This window comes from Thermococcus onnurineus NA1 (assembly GCF_000018365.1).
GTDB classification, from domain to species: domain Archaea; phylum Methanobacteriota_B; class Thermococci; order Thermococcales; family Thermococcaceae; genus Thermococcus; species Thermococcus onnurineus.
The window spans coordinates 1,274,822-1,289,128 of record NC_011529.1; the positions used below are offsets into that span (position 1 = coordinate 1,274,822).

Genomic DNA, 14,307 nt, shown 5'->3' on the forward strand with positions numbered 1-14,307 from the left:
CCCTTTCAGAGGCAGAAACCTCGGGCTGTTGGGAGCGGCAGGCTGAACGGGTCGGTTTCCCTTCCCGCTTACACCCCCGCCCCATCAAACGGGTCTTCTTCCCGAGCCCTCGTCCCAGGCAAAGGACCGGTCGCCCGACCCCCTGCGCCTGGGAGTGGCCGCCTATTTTCGGGGACCGCTTCGGCCTTAGATGCTTTCAGGCCTTATCGGACGCGGCGTAGCTGCCCGGCTATGCCCTGTAGGACAACCGGTAGACCAGAGGCCGCGGCTCCCTGTTCCTCTCGTACTGGGGGAGCCTTCCCCTCAGGCGGCCAACACCTCCGGTAGATAGCATCCGACCTGTCTCACGACGGTCTAAACCCAGCTCACGTTCCCCTTTAATGGGTGAACACCCCCACCCTTGGCCCCTGCTGCAGGGCCAGGATGGGAAGAGCCGACAGCGAGGTAGCAAGCCTCGGGGTCGATATGGGCTCTCGCCCGAGACGACTCTGTTATCCCCAGGGTAGCTTTTCTGTCATCCCTGGCCCCCACCGGGGAGGCACAGGGGTTCGCTAGGCCACGCTTTCGCGGCTGGACCCGCCTCTGTTACGGGTCCAGTCAGGCCGGCTTTTGCCCTTGCACTCTACGGCGGATTCCTGACCCGCCTGAGCCGACCTTAGGGCACCCTCGATACCTTTTCGAGGGTGTGCCGCCCCAGCCAAACTGCCCACCTACCGCTGTCCCCCCATCGGGGGTTAGCTGTACGGCAGAGGGTGGGCGGTGTCTCATGGACGGCTCCACCCGCCCCGGAGGACGGGCTTCGACGCCTCCCGCCTACGCTGCGCACCCCCCGCCGTACAGCAACGGCAGGCTGCAGTAAAGCTCCATGGGGTCTTCGCTTCCCACCGGAGGTCCCAGGCATATGCGCCTGGCAGTGGTTTCGCCGGGCCCCAGCCGGGGACAGTGGGGACCTCGTTACGCCATTCATGCAGGTCGGCATTTAACCGACAAGGAATTTCGCTACCTTAAGAGGGTTATAGTTACCCCCGCCGTTTACCGGTGCTTCACCCGGTTGTACCCGGGCTTCACATACCGGCACTGGGCAGGCGTCGGCCCCAGTACAAACCCTTTCGGGCTAGCTGGGACCTGTGTTTTTACTAAACAGTCGGGCCCCCCTAGTCACTGCGACCTGCGGGTTACGCACCCGCAGGCACCCCTTCTCCCGAAGTTACGGGGCCAATTTGCCGAGTTCCCTCGGCTGGGTTTCCCCCGACACGCCTTAGGCTTCTCACCCAGGGGCACCGGTGTCGGTTCTCGGTACGGTCGCGGTGGATCGTTCCCGAGGGGCTTTTCACGGGCCCCAGGGATCGGCGGAACCCCCCTTACGGGGGGCCATTCGCGCTTTCACCCGGTTCTCGCCATTACGGCACTCCCCGGGCTTATACGCTTAGCCGGCCTTGTGGACCGGTCCGCCTACCCCGAGGCGTCACCCCTCGGGCTTGCGTTGCCGCACCTACCACCGCGGTACGGGAATATAAACCCGTTTCCCTTTCGCCAGCGCCGAGTTACGGGCTGGCTTAGGACCGACTAACCCACGGCTGACGAACATTGCCGTGGAACCCTGGCCCCTACGGCGGCCGGGATTCTCACCCGGCTATGCTGCTACTCCCGGCAGGATCCGCAATACCGACGGGTCCACTGGACCTTACGGCCCAGCTTCCGCCCCATCGGCACGCCCGCCTACCCGATCACGGACCAATCGGTCCGTGCGCCGGGGTCTCGGCAGCCGGCTTAAGCCCCGTCCATTTTCGGGGCCCCTGACCTCGACGGGTGAGCTGTTACGCACTCTTTAAAGGATGGCTGCTTCTAAGCCTACCTCCCCGCTGTCTAAGGCCAGGGACACCCTTTGGAGTAACACTTAGCCGGCATTTAGGGGCCTTAACCCCGGTCTGGGTTGTTCCCCTCTCGGGTGACGGCTTACACCGCCCCCCTACTCCGGCCATCTACGGCGGTGGTGGGTTCGGAGTTTGACAGGGAGCCGGGGGATTTCTCCCCCTAAACCCCCAATCAGTGCTCTACCCCACCACCTACCTCCGGCCGGGCTATCCTGAGGGATAATTCGGCGGGAACCAGCTATCGCCGGCCTCGATTGGCCTTTCACCCCTAGCCCGAGGTCACGGGAGCGAATTGCACGTCAGCATCCCTAGCGGGCCTCCATCCCTCTGTTGAGGGACTTCACCCTGCCCCGGGCTAGATCGACCGGCTTCGGGTCTCACGGCCGTGACTCCGGGCGCTTTCACACCCCGTCCCTCGGCGAAGCGCCTGCGGACCTGTCGGTTTCCCTGTGGCTTCGGGGCTCAACCCCCTTAACCTCGCCACGGCCGTGAACTCCCTGCCCCGTGATCCAAGACGGACGGTGCAACCCCGGTCCCCTCCCCTCGTACTCCACGGTCGCCCGTGTTTCCTTCGGGGAGGCTCAACCCTTTCGGGCCGCACCCACCTATCGCCGCCTGGTTTCAGGCTCTTTTCACCCCCTGCCAGGGGTGCTTTTCAGCTTTCCCTCACGGTACTAGTTCGCTATCGGTCTCGGGACGTATTTAGGGTTGGGAGCCGATGCCTCCCAGCTTCCCGCCGGATATCCGACCGACGGTACTCAGGAACCCTGCAGGAGCCTGAGGGCTTACGCCTACGGGGCTTTCACCCTCTACGGCGCCGCGTTCCAGCGGACTTCGGCTTCACCCTCGAGGCTCCGACGCAGGGCCCTACAACACCACATCCCCTCCGGGTTTCCCCGAAGGGTTCAGTTTGCCCTGTGCCGCTTTCGGTCGCCCCTACTCACGGCATCGCTTTTGCTTTCTTTTCCTGCGGGTACTAAGATGTTTCAATTCCCCGCGTTCCCCCTCCCGACTGGGAGTGCGGCAAATGCCGCAGGAGGTCCCATTCGGGAATCCCCGGTTCGACGGCTGCCTGCGCCTCGCCGGGGCTTATCGCAGCTTGCCACGCCCTTCGTCGGCGCCCCGAGCCGAGCCATCCACCAGGCGGCTTAGGTTTTCTGCCCCCTACTCAGGGGGCTGGGCATTTTTTGGGTCAATCCACCTATGCACGGTCCTCATCGTGACCCCTGTTCGGGGCCTAGGACCCTTCCACCCCGAGCCGTGCTCGGGATGTGCACCTCTTCGTGGTGGACCGGCCGGGATTCGAACCCGGGGCCTTCGGCTTGCAAAGCCGACGCTCTCCCAGGCTGAGCTACCGGCCCACGGATGGCAGGCCCGGCACCCCTTAAACCCCCCGGACGGATTTCCGGCGATAGGAGGTGATCGAGCCGTAGGTTCCCCTACGGCTACCTTGTTACGACTTCTCCCCCCTCACGGAGCCCAGGCTCGACCCGACCTCCCCGAGGGGAGATCAGGCCTCACCCGGACCCCGCTCGGGTGGAGTGACGGGCGGTGTGTGCAAGGAGCAGGGACGTATTCGCCGCGCGATGATGACACGCGGGTACTAGGGATTCCAGCTTCACGCGGGCGAGTTGCAGCCCGCGATCCGAACTGAGGGCGGGTTTAGGGGATTCCCTTCCCCTTTCGGGGTCGGATCCCATTGTCCCGCCCATTGTAGCGCGCGTGTAGCCCGGGGGTTTCGGGGCATACTGACCTACCGTCGCCCGCTCCTTCCTCCGGCTTATCGCCGGCGGTCCCCCCAGAGTGCCTCCTCCCCAACGGGGAGGACTGGCAACTGGGGGCGCGGGTCTCGCTCGTTACCACACTTAAGTGGACGCCTCACGGTACGAGCTGACGGCGGCCATGCACCTCCTCTCGGCGTGTCCGGCAAGACCTTCAGCCTGGCCTTCATCCTGCCGTCGCCCCCGGTGAGGTTCCCGGCGTTGAATCCAATTAAACCGCACGCTCCACCCCTTGTAGTGCTCCCCCGCCAATTCCTTTAAGTTTCAGCCTTGCGGCCGTACTCCCCAGGCGGCGGGCTTAACGGCTTCCCTTCGGCACCGGGCGAGCTCGAAGCTCGCCCGACACCTAGCCCGCATCCTTTACAGCCAGGACTACCCGGGTATCTAATCCGGTTCGCTCCCCTGGCCTTCGTCCCTCACCGTCGGACCCGTTCCAGCCGGGCGCCTTCGCCACTGGCGGTCCCCCTGGGATTATAGGATTTCACCCCTACCCCAGGGGTACCCCCGGCCTCTCCCGGTCCCAAGGCCCGCAGTATCCCCAGCAAGCCCCACGGTTGAGCCGTGAGATTTCGCCAGGGACTTACGGGCCCGGCTACGGACGCTTTAGGCCCAATAATAGCGGCCACCACTCGGGCCGCCGGTATTACCGCGGCGGCTGCCACCGGCCTTGCCCAGCCCTTATTCCCGGAGCTTTTTACACTCCGGAAAAGCCGTGGCGATGCCACGGCACTGGGGGTCCCCCCGTCGCGGTTTCCCGCATTGCGGAGGTTTCGCGCCTGCTGCGCCCCGTAGGGCCTGGACCCGTGTCTCAGTGTCCATCTCCGGGCTCCCACTCTCATGGCCCGTACCGATCTTCGGCTTGGTGGGCCGTTACCCCACCAACTACCTAATCGGCCGCCGGCCCATCCTCGGGCGGGCAGAAGCCCCTTTCGGCCTGAGGACCTTCCAGTACCTCAGGCCTATGGGGGATTAGCCCCAGTTTCCCGGGGTTATCCCCCTCCCGAGGGTAGGTTACCGACGTGTTACTGAGCCGTCCGCCGGTGCGCGCAAGGCGCCCCATGACTCGCATGGCTTAGTCGGACCCCCATAGCAGTGGCCTCCGGCAGGATCAACCGGAATTGAGCAAGGAGTACGGCCGGTGGGACTTCCCATGGCGGGAAGTACCAAATTCCGTCCGGGGTTTAGTCGGGGTACCGGGCCTGCCTTACCCCCGAGGGGTCCGCCTTTCGGCGTTTCCTCGGGAGCGCACATTGCTGTGCCCATGGCTGGAGGGCGGGGTTCATCTTGGGCGCTTTGCGCCCTTTCCCCCCGACGCCGCCGTCTTGGCGCCTGGGCTTCGTCGCGCCCTGTTCGGGCGCTCCACCCAATAGGGGGGAACCCCAGCAGTGAAAAATTTTTGCAAAACTTCTCCTCGGCAACCTCCTTAAAAAAGGAACTGTCAAAAAGCACTTTAGAAACGCACATTTTAGACACAAAAAAGTCAAAAATTTTGCAAGGTCAGAGGAAGAAAAAGGACATGGCAATGAACGCAACCACCGAAACCAAAATCCCGACTGTGAGTGATTCCTCACCATCAAGTCCCAAACAGGGAGAGCAGTACCCTGCCACGTAGCCGCCAAGCAGAACCATTGGGAGGGAAACCAGGAACGGAATAAGACGGCCCTTCAGGGGCAGTATCAGGTCTATGAAGAGAACCCACATGAACGAGGCGAGAATGGTCATGATGATAAACGCAAGGATGAAGAAGATAGCCCTAACCTTCATCTCTACACCCCCGCTCTGGGATGAGCCAAGTAAAGCAAAACAGTCGAGAGTATCCCAACGAGAAGGGCCACCCACCTTGCGGTCTCTTCATTGGCCCCAATGCAAACGGCCAAAAGCTTTGTAACGGGTAGCAAGATTGCCAAGGACAGAACCACCGAGAGCCCCCATGTACCTTGAGGGAAGACCTAAGACATCAAAAGCCACCGAGAAGACCAGCATAATCCCCGCCCCTGCAAAGGAGAGAAAAATGACAAGAGAAGCAAGCTTCCCGAATTTCAATGGGAATCCCCCACTAAAGACTCACTATATCCGGCACTATGCTTATCCTCGAAACCGGCGTCGGTATTGTGTTGGTTACGGCGAGCTCATCCACGGCTTTACTAACTCTCTCTATTGCACCCTCAGCGAAGACGCCGTGCGTTGCCGCCACGAATATCTTCTCAGCACCCATCTCCCTGAGCAGGTTCGCGGCTCTAACCATCGTGCCGCCCGTGCTTATGATGTCGTCCACTATAAGCACGTTTTTGCCTTTCACGTCGATATCAACTGGCCACATCTGAACCTCAGTTGGGGAAATCCTCCTCTTCTCGAAGTGGCTGTACTCCAGCCCGAGCTTCTCGGCAACCACTCTAGCCCTCTCCCGGGCACCCTTGTCCGGGGCAAGGATTATACCATCGCCGAGTTTCTCGCCGAAGTACTCAGCTATCGCCCTTGCCGGCGAGAGGTTCACCGCCTTACCTGGGAAGAACCTGAGAGTTTCGGGATTGTGCAGATCAAAGACGTAAAGCTCGTCGTAGTAGAGGCCAAGCGCTCTCATGATAGCCCTAACGCTTACCGGTTCGCCCTCCCTTGTAACCCTGTCCTGCCTGGAATAGGCTAGGTATGGGACAATGGCACTGAGGTTCTCAAAGCCCCTCTCGCGGAGGGCGTCGCCTATGAGGAGCAGCTCGATGAGGTTCTCATCCTGCGGCTTAAATGTCGACTGAACCACAAGGGCCTCATCGCCCGAGCCAAAAACGCGAACATACTTCTCCCCATCCGGGAACTTCTTAATCTCGACGTCGAGAACCTCACCGCCGAGCTTCCTTATCTCGTCCTCCAGGTGCCTCGCACCGCTTCCGACCACTATCATGAGCATCACCCCATAACCGCGGATCTTGCCACTTCCATGTTTAACCCAGGCCTTATAAACCCACCGTTATGCCAGGAGAACGGCAATCAGACCGGCCAGAAAGATACCGTCGAAGGTTCCAGCCCCACCTATGCTCACCATCGGTGCGCCGAGGTTCTTGATTTTGCGCCAGTTCATCAAATCTGCCCCTATGAGAACTCCCATCGTTCCGCTCACGTAGGCCACCAGCGGAGGGTTTCCGTCACCAAGAAGAAGGGCTAGGATCAGAGCCATCAAAGGAGGCAAAAATAGCGGCATTGCTATTCCTAGACCCTTAACCGGCTTCGCTATGGCATGGCTAAAGAGGGCCGCTATCGCAACCGCGAGGAGCGTGTTGAAGAGTAGCCCGAATTGCCCGAGATAGACGAGCCTGAGAAGCTCGTAGATGACGATACTGAGGGGAACCAAAGCGCCGCCAACGTTTATGGCTATTATGACCTTTCTCTCTTCCCAATCAAAATAGGGGACTGGATAGGGGATTCCAAAGAACCGAACCTCCCCCACCCGTATGACCGGCTCGTAGGAGGTTTCCTCAGCTATGGGGATGTTGATGAAGCTGCCGAGCAATGCGAAAAGGAAAAGCGCATAGGCGACCTGCGGAGGGATTCCAAGCTTCGCAAAGGCCGCCATAACTATGCTCGAGAACAGGAGAAAAACGAGGAGAAAGAGGATGAAGATGACTACAAGGACTGGCAGTGAGACCGGCGGAATTATGAGGCGCCTATTGTTCATCCTTCATCACCACGTTCGCCCACACCTGGACTCCCTTGGCAATGTTCACCTTCGCAGGTTTTTCGAACTTCTCCGCGTTGCGGAGAACCCACGCATAGAGGGGCCTTCCATTCGAATAGGCCCTGAGGAACTCGAGATCAGCGAGGTGTTTGTCCCTGTGCTCAGCAAGCTCTTCGGGCGTGAATGGTCCAAGAACCTCGACCAGTTCAGCCTTTCCCAGAGCCTTCCCTCCATTCAGAATCAGGATCTCACCTCTCACCCTCGTGCGGGACTTCCTTATTTCCCAGACCTTTTTACCCTCAACGATGAGCGTCGCGAAGGGCTCTCTCACTATTAGACCCTTCTTTCGGGTTTCAACTTCCACCGCCATCAAAGAGATAATGCACTCCCGACTTATAAAACCAACGTCGGAAAGGAGCAAACAAAAAACTTTAAGTCCACCTCACCGAACCCATGAAAGGAGGTACTACCTATGAGGATTATCTGGTATGGACACGCGTGCTTCTGGGTCGAGACAAAGGGTGTGAGACTGCTCATCGACCCGTATCCCGAGGTTGACGACGACAGAATAGGCGAAGTCGACTACATCCTGATAACCCACGAGCACAGCGACCACTACGGCAAGGTCGAGCTCCTCTCGAGGTTGCGCGATGCAACCGTTATCGGACCGAAGCCAGTATATCTCATGGCTATCAGCGACGGGGTAACAAAAGTCAGGGAAATCGAGGAGGATCAGACCATAGAGCTCGAGAACGGCGTCAAGGTTACCGCAATATACGTTGAGCATCCCTCCAGCCAGTACCCGGTCGGATACCTAATAGAAGGGGACAAAACGTTGTTTCACACGGGGGACACATATTCGACGCCGACCATTCAGAGACTCCGCGGAAAGGTCGACGTTCTGCTGGTGCCCATAAGCGGCCGCTCGACGGCGAACGAACGCGAAGCAGCTCAGATAATCGAGGACATAAGGCCGAGAATGGTCATCCCGATGCACTATGGGGTCTACGGAGGGGGAAGCGTCGAGAAGCTCCTGGAGGAACTCAAGAAGAGGCGCATCTGGACCTTGGTGAAGCCCCTCAAGCTCTACGAGGAGCTCTCGCTTTAGCGGTGGAGGTAATGCTGAGCACGGGAGTCAAATCACTGGATGAACTTCTCGGAGGGGGCATAGCCCCCGAGGTTCTGACCCAAGTTTATGGGAGTTTCGCCACCGGAAAGACCACCCTTGCCGTTCAGATTGGCCTCCTGAGCGGCGGGAAGGTTGCATACGTCGATACAGAGGGCGGCTTTTCTCCCGAGAGGCTCGCCCAGATGGCTGAATCCAGGGGCCTCGACCCTGAGGAAGCCCTCCAGAGATTCATTCTTTTCACTCCAGCAGATTTCAAGGAACAGAGAAGGACAATAGGAAGCCTGAAGAAGATCGTCGATAAGAGTTTCTCCCTCATCGTCGTGGATTCCATAACGGCTCACTACAGGGTTGAAGAGCAGAGGAAGAACCTCACCGCTGAACTCGGGAAGCAGTTGCAGGTTCTCCTGTGGCTCGCAAGGAAGCTCGGTATCCCAGTAATCGTGATAAATCAGGTGCACTTCGACAGCCGCGCCGAGAGAATGAAGCCAGTTGCCGAGCACACCCTCGGATACCGCTGCAAGGACATTCTGAGGTTGGATAAGCTGAACACACCTGGATTGCGCGTGGCCCTTCTGGAGAGGCACAGGTTCAGGCCAGAGGGCGGCATGGTGTACTTCAGGATAACCGAGAAGGGCATAGAGGACGTGCTTGGGAGAGAAGAATAGTCGAGTTTTGCGAGTATTGCCTGCTGAGTACAATCAATAATATTCTGGCCGAGCAAGAGAAAAGAAAAGGTTCAAACCCTCTCAAACACTTCCTGGGTTATCCTGAGCACGGCTTTGTAGAGCTTCTCTGTGATGATGCCCTCTTCGTAGTGCTCGGTGAGCTTGTCCTTGTCGATTATCTCCTTCTTGCCGTCCGGCCACTTGACGATGTCGACCTCAAGGTCAACGTAGCGCGCCCTGTCAGGGTAAATCTCGACGGGAGTGTTGATGTTGTAGTACTCGCCCTTTAGGTTGCCGTCTCTGTCGTAATACCTGTGGACGAACCACCATTTACCTGCCTCTATCTCAGTAATCACATAGTCGCCGAACTCTATCGGAATGTCAAGGCCGTCGTAGAACTTGCCGGGCTTGAGGTGGCGCTTTATGGTAACCTTGAGCGGGTTCATGGAGACCTCAACTATCTCGCCCGGCCCTATCTTTATCCTCTGGCCGTCGGGCTTGTAGTGCTCCAGGCTGAAAAGCCAGCCCTTCTTCGGCCCCCTGTTACTAATCAAAGCCTCCCAGAAGCCCTGCCTCACCTTTCCCCTCTGGCCCGGAACCTTGGCGAGGATTCCCTCGGCTATTTCAACCGCAAAACTGAGCTCTGGGTCATAGGCTTTCAGCTGGTGGTGACCCTCAACGGTGGGAACAACCTTGTTTCTTATCTCGTCGAGCTTCTTCTTTGCCCCTCCACCGAACTCGACCTCGTAGATGTTCCTGCCCTCAATTATGACAGATGGAGCCGTGTAGGAGTCCGCCTTCTTGAGCTTGTCGGCGAGCTTGGAAAGCTTTATTATCTCATCCCTGAGGGTGTTCCAGTCCTTATAGGCTGCGGCAGTCCTCCAGAGTATTCCCCACTCCCCGAGGTCTATGCTGAGTCCGAGGATCCTAAGCCTCTCCCTCTCGCTCTGGTCGCGTATCTTTCTGGATATCTTCACGTGCCTCTGCGCCCCTATCGGCTTTGGAATGAGCACCGCGTAGTCACCGGGAATGGTCAAAGTAACGCTCAGATGCGGCAGGAGGTTGTGCTTCTTGACCTGGACGAGGACTTCGTCGCCTTCCATAGCGTTTGGAAGCTCGTCGGCAACGACTGTGCCTATGGCACTGCCTATGTCGATGTAAACGTAACGCTCGTCTCTCTTGACGATCATTCCCTTGTATATCCCATAGAGCTGGTAGGGAAGCTTTCTAAAGAAAACATCTATCAGCTCGTCCTCAAGGACCTTCCTAACCTCCTCAACCCTCGTCCCAACGAGAACGACACCGTGATGGTTCTTCTTGTCGTAAACATCAACGTCAAACTCGTCGTAGGTCTTTTCGAGGTTGAAGCGCTCGACGATCTTCTGGCTCGGCTGGGAGATGCCAAAGCCCCTGTCGAGGAAGAGCTTCGTGAGGGCCGTGCTGTAGATGCCCCTAACCCGAACTGAAACTCCTGTGTCTGTAGACACTTTCACCACCCCTCATTTTCTTTTCCACCACTCCTATGAGCGTCAGACCTTCGAGTATCTCGCCGGCTCTCCCAACGCCGCTGAGCTTCTCCACGTTCCTCGCCTCGACCCACAACAGGCCCCTTGAATGCCAGTCCTTTAGGGCCTCCTCAACCTTGTGAACGTCGCCAGGGTGAGAGTAAAGCCTGAGCATGAAGGTTTTCACAACCTCAAGCTCAGCCTCAAGCTCTTCAATCTTCCGGAGCTTGTCCATTATACTCACGGGTACCTTTTTCTCCTTTTCGCCCTCGGCCAGAAGGGTGAGTCCCTCAACCTCAGTGGCAAGTTCTTGAATTGCCCTGCTCACAGCGTAATCGTAAACCCGGTGGAAATGAACAAGTCTGTCAAGAGCAGTGTTCAGCCGTAGCCGAGCGTCATAGTCGGTTGCTTTCGCCAGCAGAGACAGGATCTCCTCAAGGCGGAACTTCATCTGGTGCTCGTTCCTGTGGAGCTCCTTGGCAAGTTCCTCAGCTCTTCCACCAATCTGGGCCATCTCCCGGTAGAGAACAGAGGCTATCTCAAGCTTCTCTCTGGAGAGCATGTAAAGTCCCTTGATCCTTGCAAGAAGAGCCTCATAGTCCTTCTCCTCGTAGATGCCAGGAAACTGATGCTCAAATTGAGCGTGGAGCTCCTCGAGACGGGACAGCCTGGCCCTCAGTTCGTCAACGTTCATGCGAAAACCCCCTGAGGGTTATCTAGATTTCTCCCCCTACTTGTAGTTTTCGATAATCGTTGGGTAAACAGAATCACTTACCCAAACCTTTTTTTAAGCCAAAATGTTAATCATCTTGGTGCTTGAAATGGTGCTCTATGACCGCTTTGGCAGGCCGGTGACGAACCTCAGGATTTCAATCACACGGGACTGCAACTACAGATGTTTCTTCTGCCATCGAGAGGGCCAGCACTTCAACGTAAGGTTAGAACTCACTCCAGCAGAAATCGAAAGGCTCGTTAAAGTGGCCTCAAACCTAGGGATAAAGAAGGTCAAGCTAACCGGCGGCGAGCCGACTGTGAGGGACGATATTATCGAGATAGTGAGAAGGATAAAACCCTACCTAAGGGACCTCTCGATGACGACCAACGGAAGTCGTTTAAAAGAGCTAGCAAAACCCCTGGCAAAAGCAGGCCTTGACAGGGTGAACGTCTCGCTCCACAGCCTTAAGCCCGATGTTTATAAGAAAATAACCGGCGTTGACATGCTCGATGTCGTTCTTGATGGCATTGAGGAGGCCGTCAGATACCTCAGCCCGGTCAAGCTCAACATGACAGTGATGAAAGGCCTCAACGACGGCGAGATATGGGATATGATAGGCTTTGCGGCCAAGACCGGCACGATACTCCAGCTGATAGAGCTCGAGGCACCGAGAGAGATGACACAAACGAGCTTTTTCAGGAAATATTTTTACCCGCTCAAGCCCGTTGAGCAGAAGCTCGAAGAGATGGCTGTAGAGACTCGTGAGAGAAGAATGCACAGGCGCAAGAAGTACTTTGTTCCGACAGAGTATGGAATAGCCGAGGTCGAAGTCGTCAGAGCTATGCACAACACGATTTTCTGCGCCAACTGCACTCGCCTTAGGGTCACCTCAGACGGCAAGTTCAAAACCTGTCTGCTGAGAAAGAGAGACCTCATAGACTTTGCAACTGCTCTAAGGAACAATGCCAGCGATGCAGAACTTGTTGATCTCTTCCGGAAGGCAGTCCTGATGAGAGAGCCCTACTGGAAATAGTTTAATACTACTTTGCCCTAAACTACAAGGGTGACTGGATGGGAGTTGACCTCATAACCTTCGAGGGAATTTTGCTATTCATCATTACCACCTACTGGCTCGTCAGGGTTAGACGTTACTATTATCTCGCAAACAGCCACTCCAAAAAGGCTATTATTGGACTCGCAGTCACGCTAACTCTCCTCGGACTCCTCGGCGGGACAGTTATTATCCTCACGGCCTTTGGGAGAAACGTACTATGCCCCATACTCGAGCTTATAACAATCGGAATGTTCTTGCTCCTATCACTTCTGTCACTCAGGTGTCTAGAGCGGGAGATTTGTGAAATATATGCCAGGAAAGAAGAAGGGGAGAGCGGGATAAAAAAGTCTGATGTCTTTCTCGTCGAGAGCACTGAAGAGGCCAAGCTTTTGCTGAAGGCGCTCCACAGAGAGAAAGTGCCGATCCTCGTCATTAGCAGGCGAACATGGGAAGAGTGGGTGCGCGAATTTGGAATAGAGCCGGAGAGATTCCTGTGGCTCAGTGGGGTGTCCCACAGGCATGCCGTCAGCCCCAGCAGTCTGCATATCCTCCGGGAAGAGGCCGTCAAATTCATGAGGAACCACGAGAAAAGTGCAATTTACATCGAGGGAATAGAGTACTTGATGTTCTACTCGGAGTTCAGCGCCATAGCAAAGTTCCTCTTCACTCTCAAGGATTATGCAGTTGTCAGCGGTGCATACATGATAGTCCTCGCCATACCGCAGATTCTAGATGAGAAGCAGTTCAACATCCTGGCCAGGGAATTCAAGAGACCCAACATAAAAGAGATCGAGGAACTGCTTTCCAGCAAGGCATTCTTTGGAACTCTACTGCGCGAGGATTTAGACAAACTGGCAAAGAGAACAAACGTTAAAAGCCGGGAGCAAGAGGGAGAAAACAATGCCAGCAATAAGAGTGCCGAAGGAGAAAGCGGAGCCAGTAAAGAGGAAACTGAAAAAGCTTAACCTATATGATGGAAAGAGGAGGCCAGAGAGGGAAGAAAACCATGTTCTCCTGCCCGTCCTGGACGATCCCATAGTCAAGGAACTCGGCTACGAAGTCCTTGAGGTTGAGCTCCCCCTCAGACCGGAGAGGCAGATTTACAAAAACCTAGAAAGTGTTCTGGCAGAGCGCCTTAGCGAAGAGGAGCTCTCCTATCTGAGGCGCTACGACGTCGTGGGGGACATCGCAATAATCCAGATCCCGCCCGAGCTGGAGCACAGGATCAAGGATATCATCTGGGGCCTGAGGAAGGTTCACCCGTTTCTGAAGGTCATTGCAAAGAAGGGCTTCCATGAGGGAGCATTTAGAATTCGTAATTATTCCATAATCTGGGGCGAGAAGAGGCTGACGACAGTTCACAAGGAGAACGGCGTTAGGATAAAAGTGGACTTAAGCAAAGCCTTCTTCAACCCGAGGATGAAGGGCGAGAGGTATAGATTAGCTCAGCTCGTAAACGATGGTGAGATGGTTCTGATTCCCTTCGCCGGTGTTCTACCGTACGCCCTCGTCATAGCGCGCTATAAACGGGTCAAGATTACCGCCGTCGAGCTGAACGGAGATGCTTACAGGCTCGGCCTTGAGAACATCGAGCTGAACAGGAAAAACCTGAAGGGCGAGATAGAGTTCCTCCACGGCGATGCCTTCAAGGTTCTCCCAGAGCTGCCAGTGTTCGACCGCGTGATAAGCCCCACACCAAGAGGGGTGGATGCCCTGGCCCTAGCCCTGAGCAGGGCCGAGAAATGGCTCCACTACTATGACTTCGTCCACGAGGACGAGATCGAGTCCTTCAGACGGAGAATCCTTGAAGAATGCAGGAGGCAGGGAAAAGATTGCGAGGTTAAAGTAAAAAAGGTGAGCGACTTCAAGCCGCACGTGTTCAAAGTGTGTGCGGACGTGAAAATTTTGAAATAAAGC

At 56.7% G+C, this 14,307-nt stretch carries 11 protein-coding genes, 1 tRNA gene and 2 rRNA genes; 5 read left to right on the forward strand and 9 right to left on the reverse strand.

Features of this window, described 5'->3' with window-relative positions; translation table 11 throughout:
• Positions 1 to 8: 8 nt before the first annotated feature.
• The 7 genes from TON_RS07125 to TON_RS07160 all read right to left on the reverse strand — a co-directional run bounded on the left by TON_RS07125 (position 9) and on the right by TON_RS07160 (position 7,692).
• Positions 9 to 3,038: ribosomal RNA gene (locus TON_RS07125) — 23S ribosomal RNA — on the reverse strand.
• Positions 3,039 to 3,158: 120 nt separating this feature from the next.
• Positions 3,159 to 3,235 (reverse strand) — tRNA-Ala (locus TON_RS07130).
• A 52-nt stretch (positions 3,236 to 3,287) separates the two neighbouring features.
• Positions 3,288 to 4,774, reverse strand: a 16S ribosomal RNA gene (locus TON_RS07135).
• The 16S and 23S rRNA genes sit together here with 1 tRNA gene alongside, the layout of an rRNA operon.
• Positions 4,775 to 5,152: 378 nt before the next feature.
• Positions 5,153 to 5,419 carry a hypothetical protein gene (locus TON_RS07140; protein WP_012572364.1) on the reverse strand — a complete coding sequence of 89 codons (267 nt, stop codon included), beginning with the start codon at positions 5,417 to 5,419 and terminating at the stop codon, positions 5,153 to 5,155.
• Between the two features lie 292 nt (positions 5,420 to 5,711).
• The gene (locus TON_RS07150) at positions 5,712 to 6,551 is read right to left on the reverse strand and encodes a ribose-phosphate diphosphokinase (protein WP_012572365.1); all 840 of its coding nucleotides are present in this window, start codon (positions 6,549 to 6,551) and stop codon (positions 5,712 to 5,714) included.
• 66 nt (positions 6,552 to 6,617) lie between these two features.
• Positions 6,618 to 7,322 carry a DUF1614 domain-containing protein gene (locus TON_RS07155; RefSeq protein WP_012572366.1) on the reverse strand — a complete coding sequence of 235 codons (705 nt, stop codon included), beginning with the start codon at positions 7,320 to 7,322 and terminating at the stop codon, positions 6,618 to 6,620.
• The gene (locus TON_RS07160; RefSeq protein WP_048055095.1) at positions 7,312 to 7,692 is read right to left on the reverse strand and encodes an ASCH domain-containing protein; all 381 of its coding nucleotides are present in this window, start codon (positions 7,690 to 7,692) and stop codon (positions 7,312 to 7,314) included. The genes TON_RS07155 and TON_RS07160 overlap by 11 nt, the downstream gene beginning before the upstream one ends.
• Positions 7,693 to 7,794: 102 nt before the next feature.
• Here TON_RS07160 and TON_RS07165 point away from each other — a divergent pair, with 102 nt between their 5' ends.
• Together TON_RS07165 and radB are read left to right on the forward strand one after the other, a co-directional pair.
• A complete protein-coding gene (locus TON_RS07165; protein WP_012572368.1) occupies positions 7,795 to 8,430 on the forward strand; it encodes an MBL fold metallo-hydrolase in 636 nt (211 codons plus the stop codon).
• Positions 8,431 to 8,441: 11 nt separating this feature from the next.
• Positions 8,442 to 9,116, forward strand: a complete 675-nt coding sequence (gene radB / locus TON_RS07170) for a DNA repair and recombination protein RadB (protein ID WP_012572369.1) — start codon at positions 8,442 to 8,444, stop codon at positions 9,114 to 9,116.
• A 71-nt stretch (positions 9,117 to 9,187) separates the two neighbouring features.
• On the opposite strand, the gene TON_RS07175 is transcribed toward radB, so the two are convergent.
• Positions 9,188 to 10,603, reverse strand: a complete 1,416-nt coding sequence (locus TON_RS07175; RefSeq protein ID WP_012572370.1) for an Rne/Rng family ribonuclease — start codon at positions 10,601 to 10,603, stop codon at positions 9,188 to 9,190.
• Complete coding sequence (locus TON_RS07180; protein ID WP_012572371.1) at positions 10,569 to 11,315, reverse strand: hypothetical protein; 747 nt, start codon at positions 11,313 to 11,315, stop codon at positions 10,569 to 10,571. Before TON_RS07180 ends, TON_RS07175 begins: the two co-directional genes overlap by 35 nt.
• A 130-nt stretch (positions 11,316 to 11,445) precedes the next feature.
• On the opposite strand from TON_RS07180, the gene moaA reads away from it, so the two are divergent.
• Genes moaA through taw22 form a run of 3 tightly spaced genes read left to right on the forward strand, consistent with a single transcriptional unit; the run spans position 11,446 to position 14,304 of the window.
• Positions 11,446 to 12,369 (forward strand): GTP 3',8-cyclase MoaA, encoded by a 924-nt coding sequence (gene moaA, locus TON_RS07185; protein ID WP_187146231.1) that lies wholly within the window; start codon positions 11,446 to 11,448, stop codon positions 12,367 to 12,369.
• A gap of 38 nt (positions 12,370 to 12,407) precedes the next feature.
• Positions 12,408 to 13,355, forward strand: a complete 948-nt coding sequence (locus TON_RS07190; RefSeq protein ID WP_012572373.1) for a DUF835 domain-containing protein — start codon at positions 12,408 to 12,410, stop codon at positions 13,353 to 13,355.
• Positions 13,291 to 14,304 (forward strand): tRNA (guanine(37)-N1)/4-demethylwyosine(37)-methyltransferase Taw22, encoded by a 1,014-nt coding sequence (gene taw22 / locus TON_RS07195; RefSeq protein WP_012572374.1) that lies wholly within the window; start codon positions 13,291 to 13,293, stop codon positions 14,302 to 14,304. The genes TON_RS07190 and taw22 overlap by 65 nt, the downstream gene beginning before the upstream one ends.
• Positions 14,305 to 14,307: the final 3 nt, after the last annotated feature.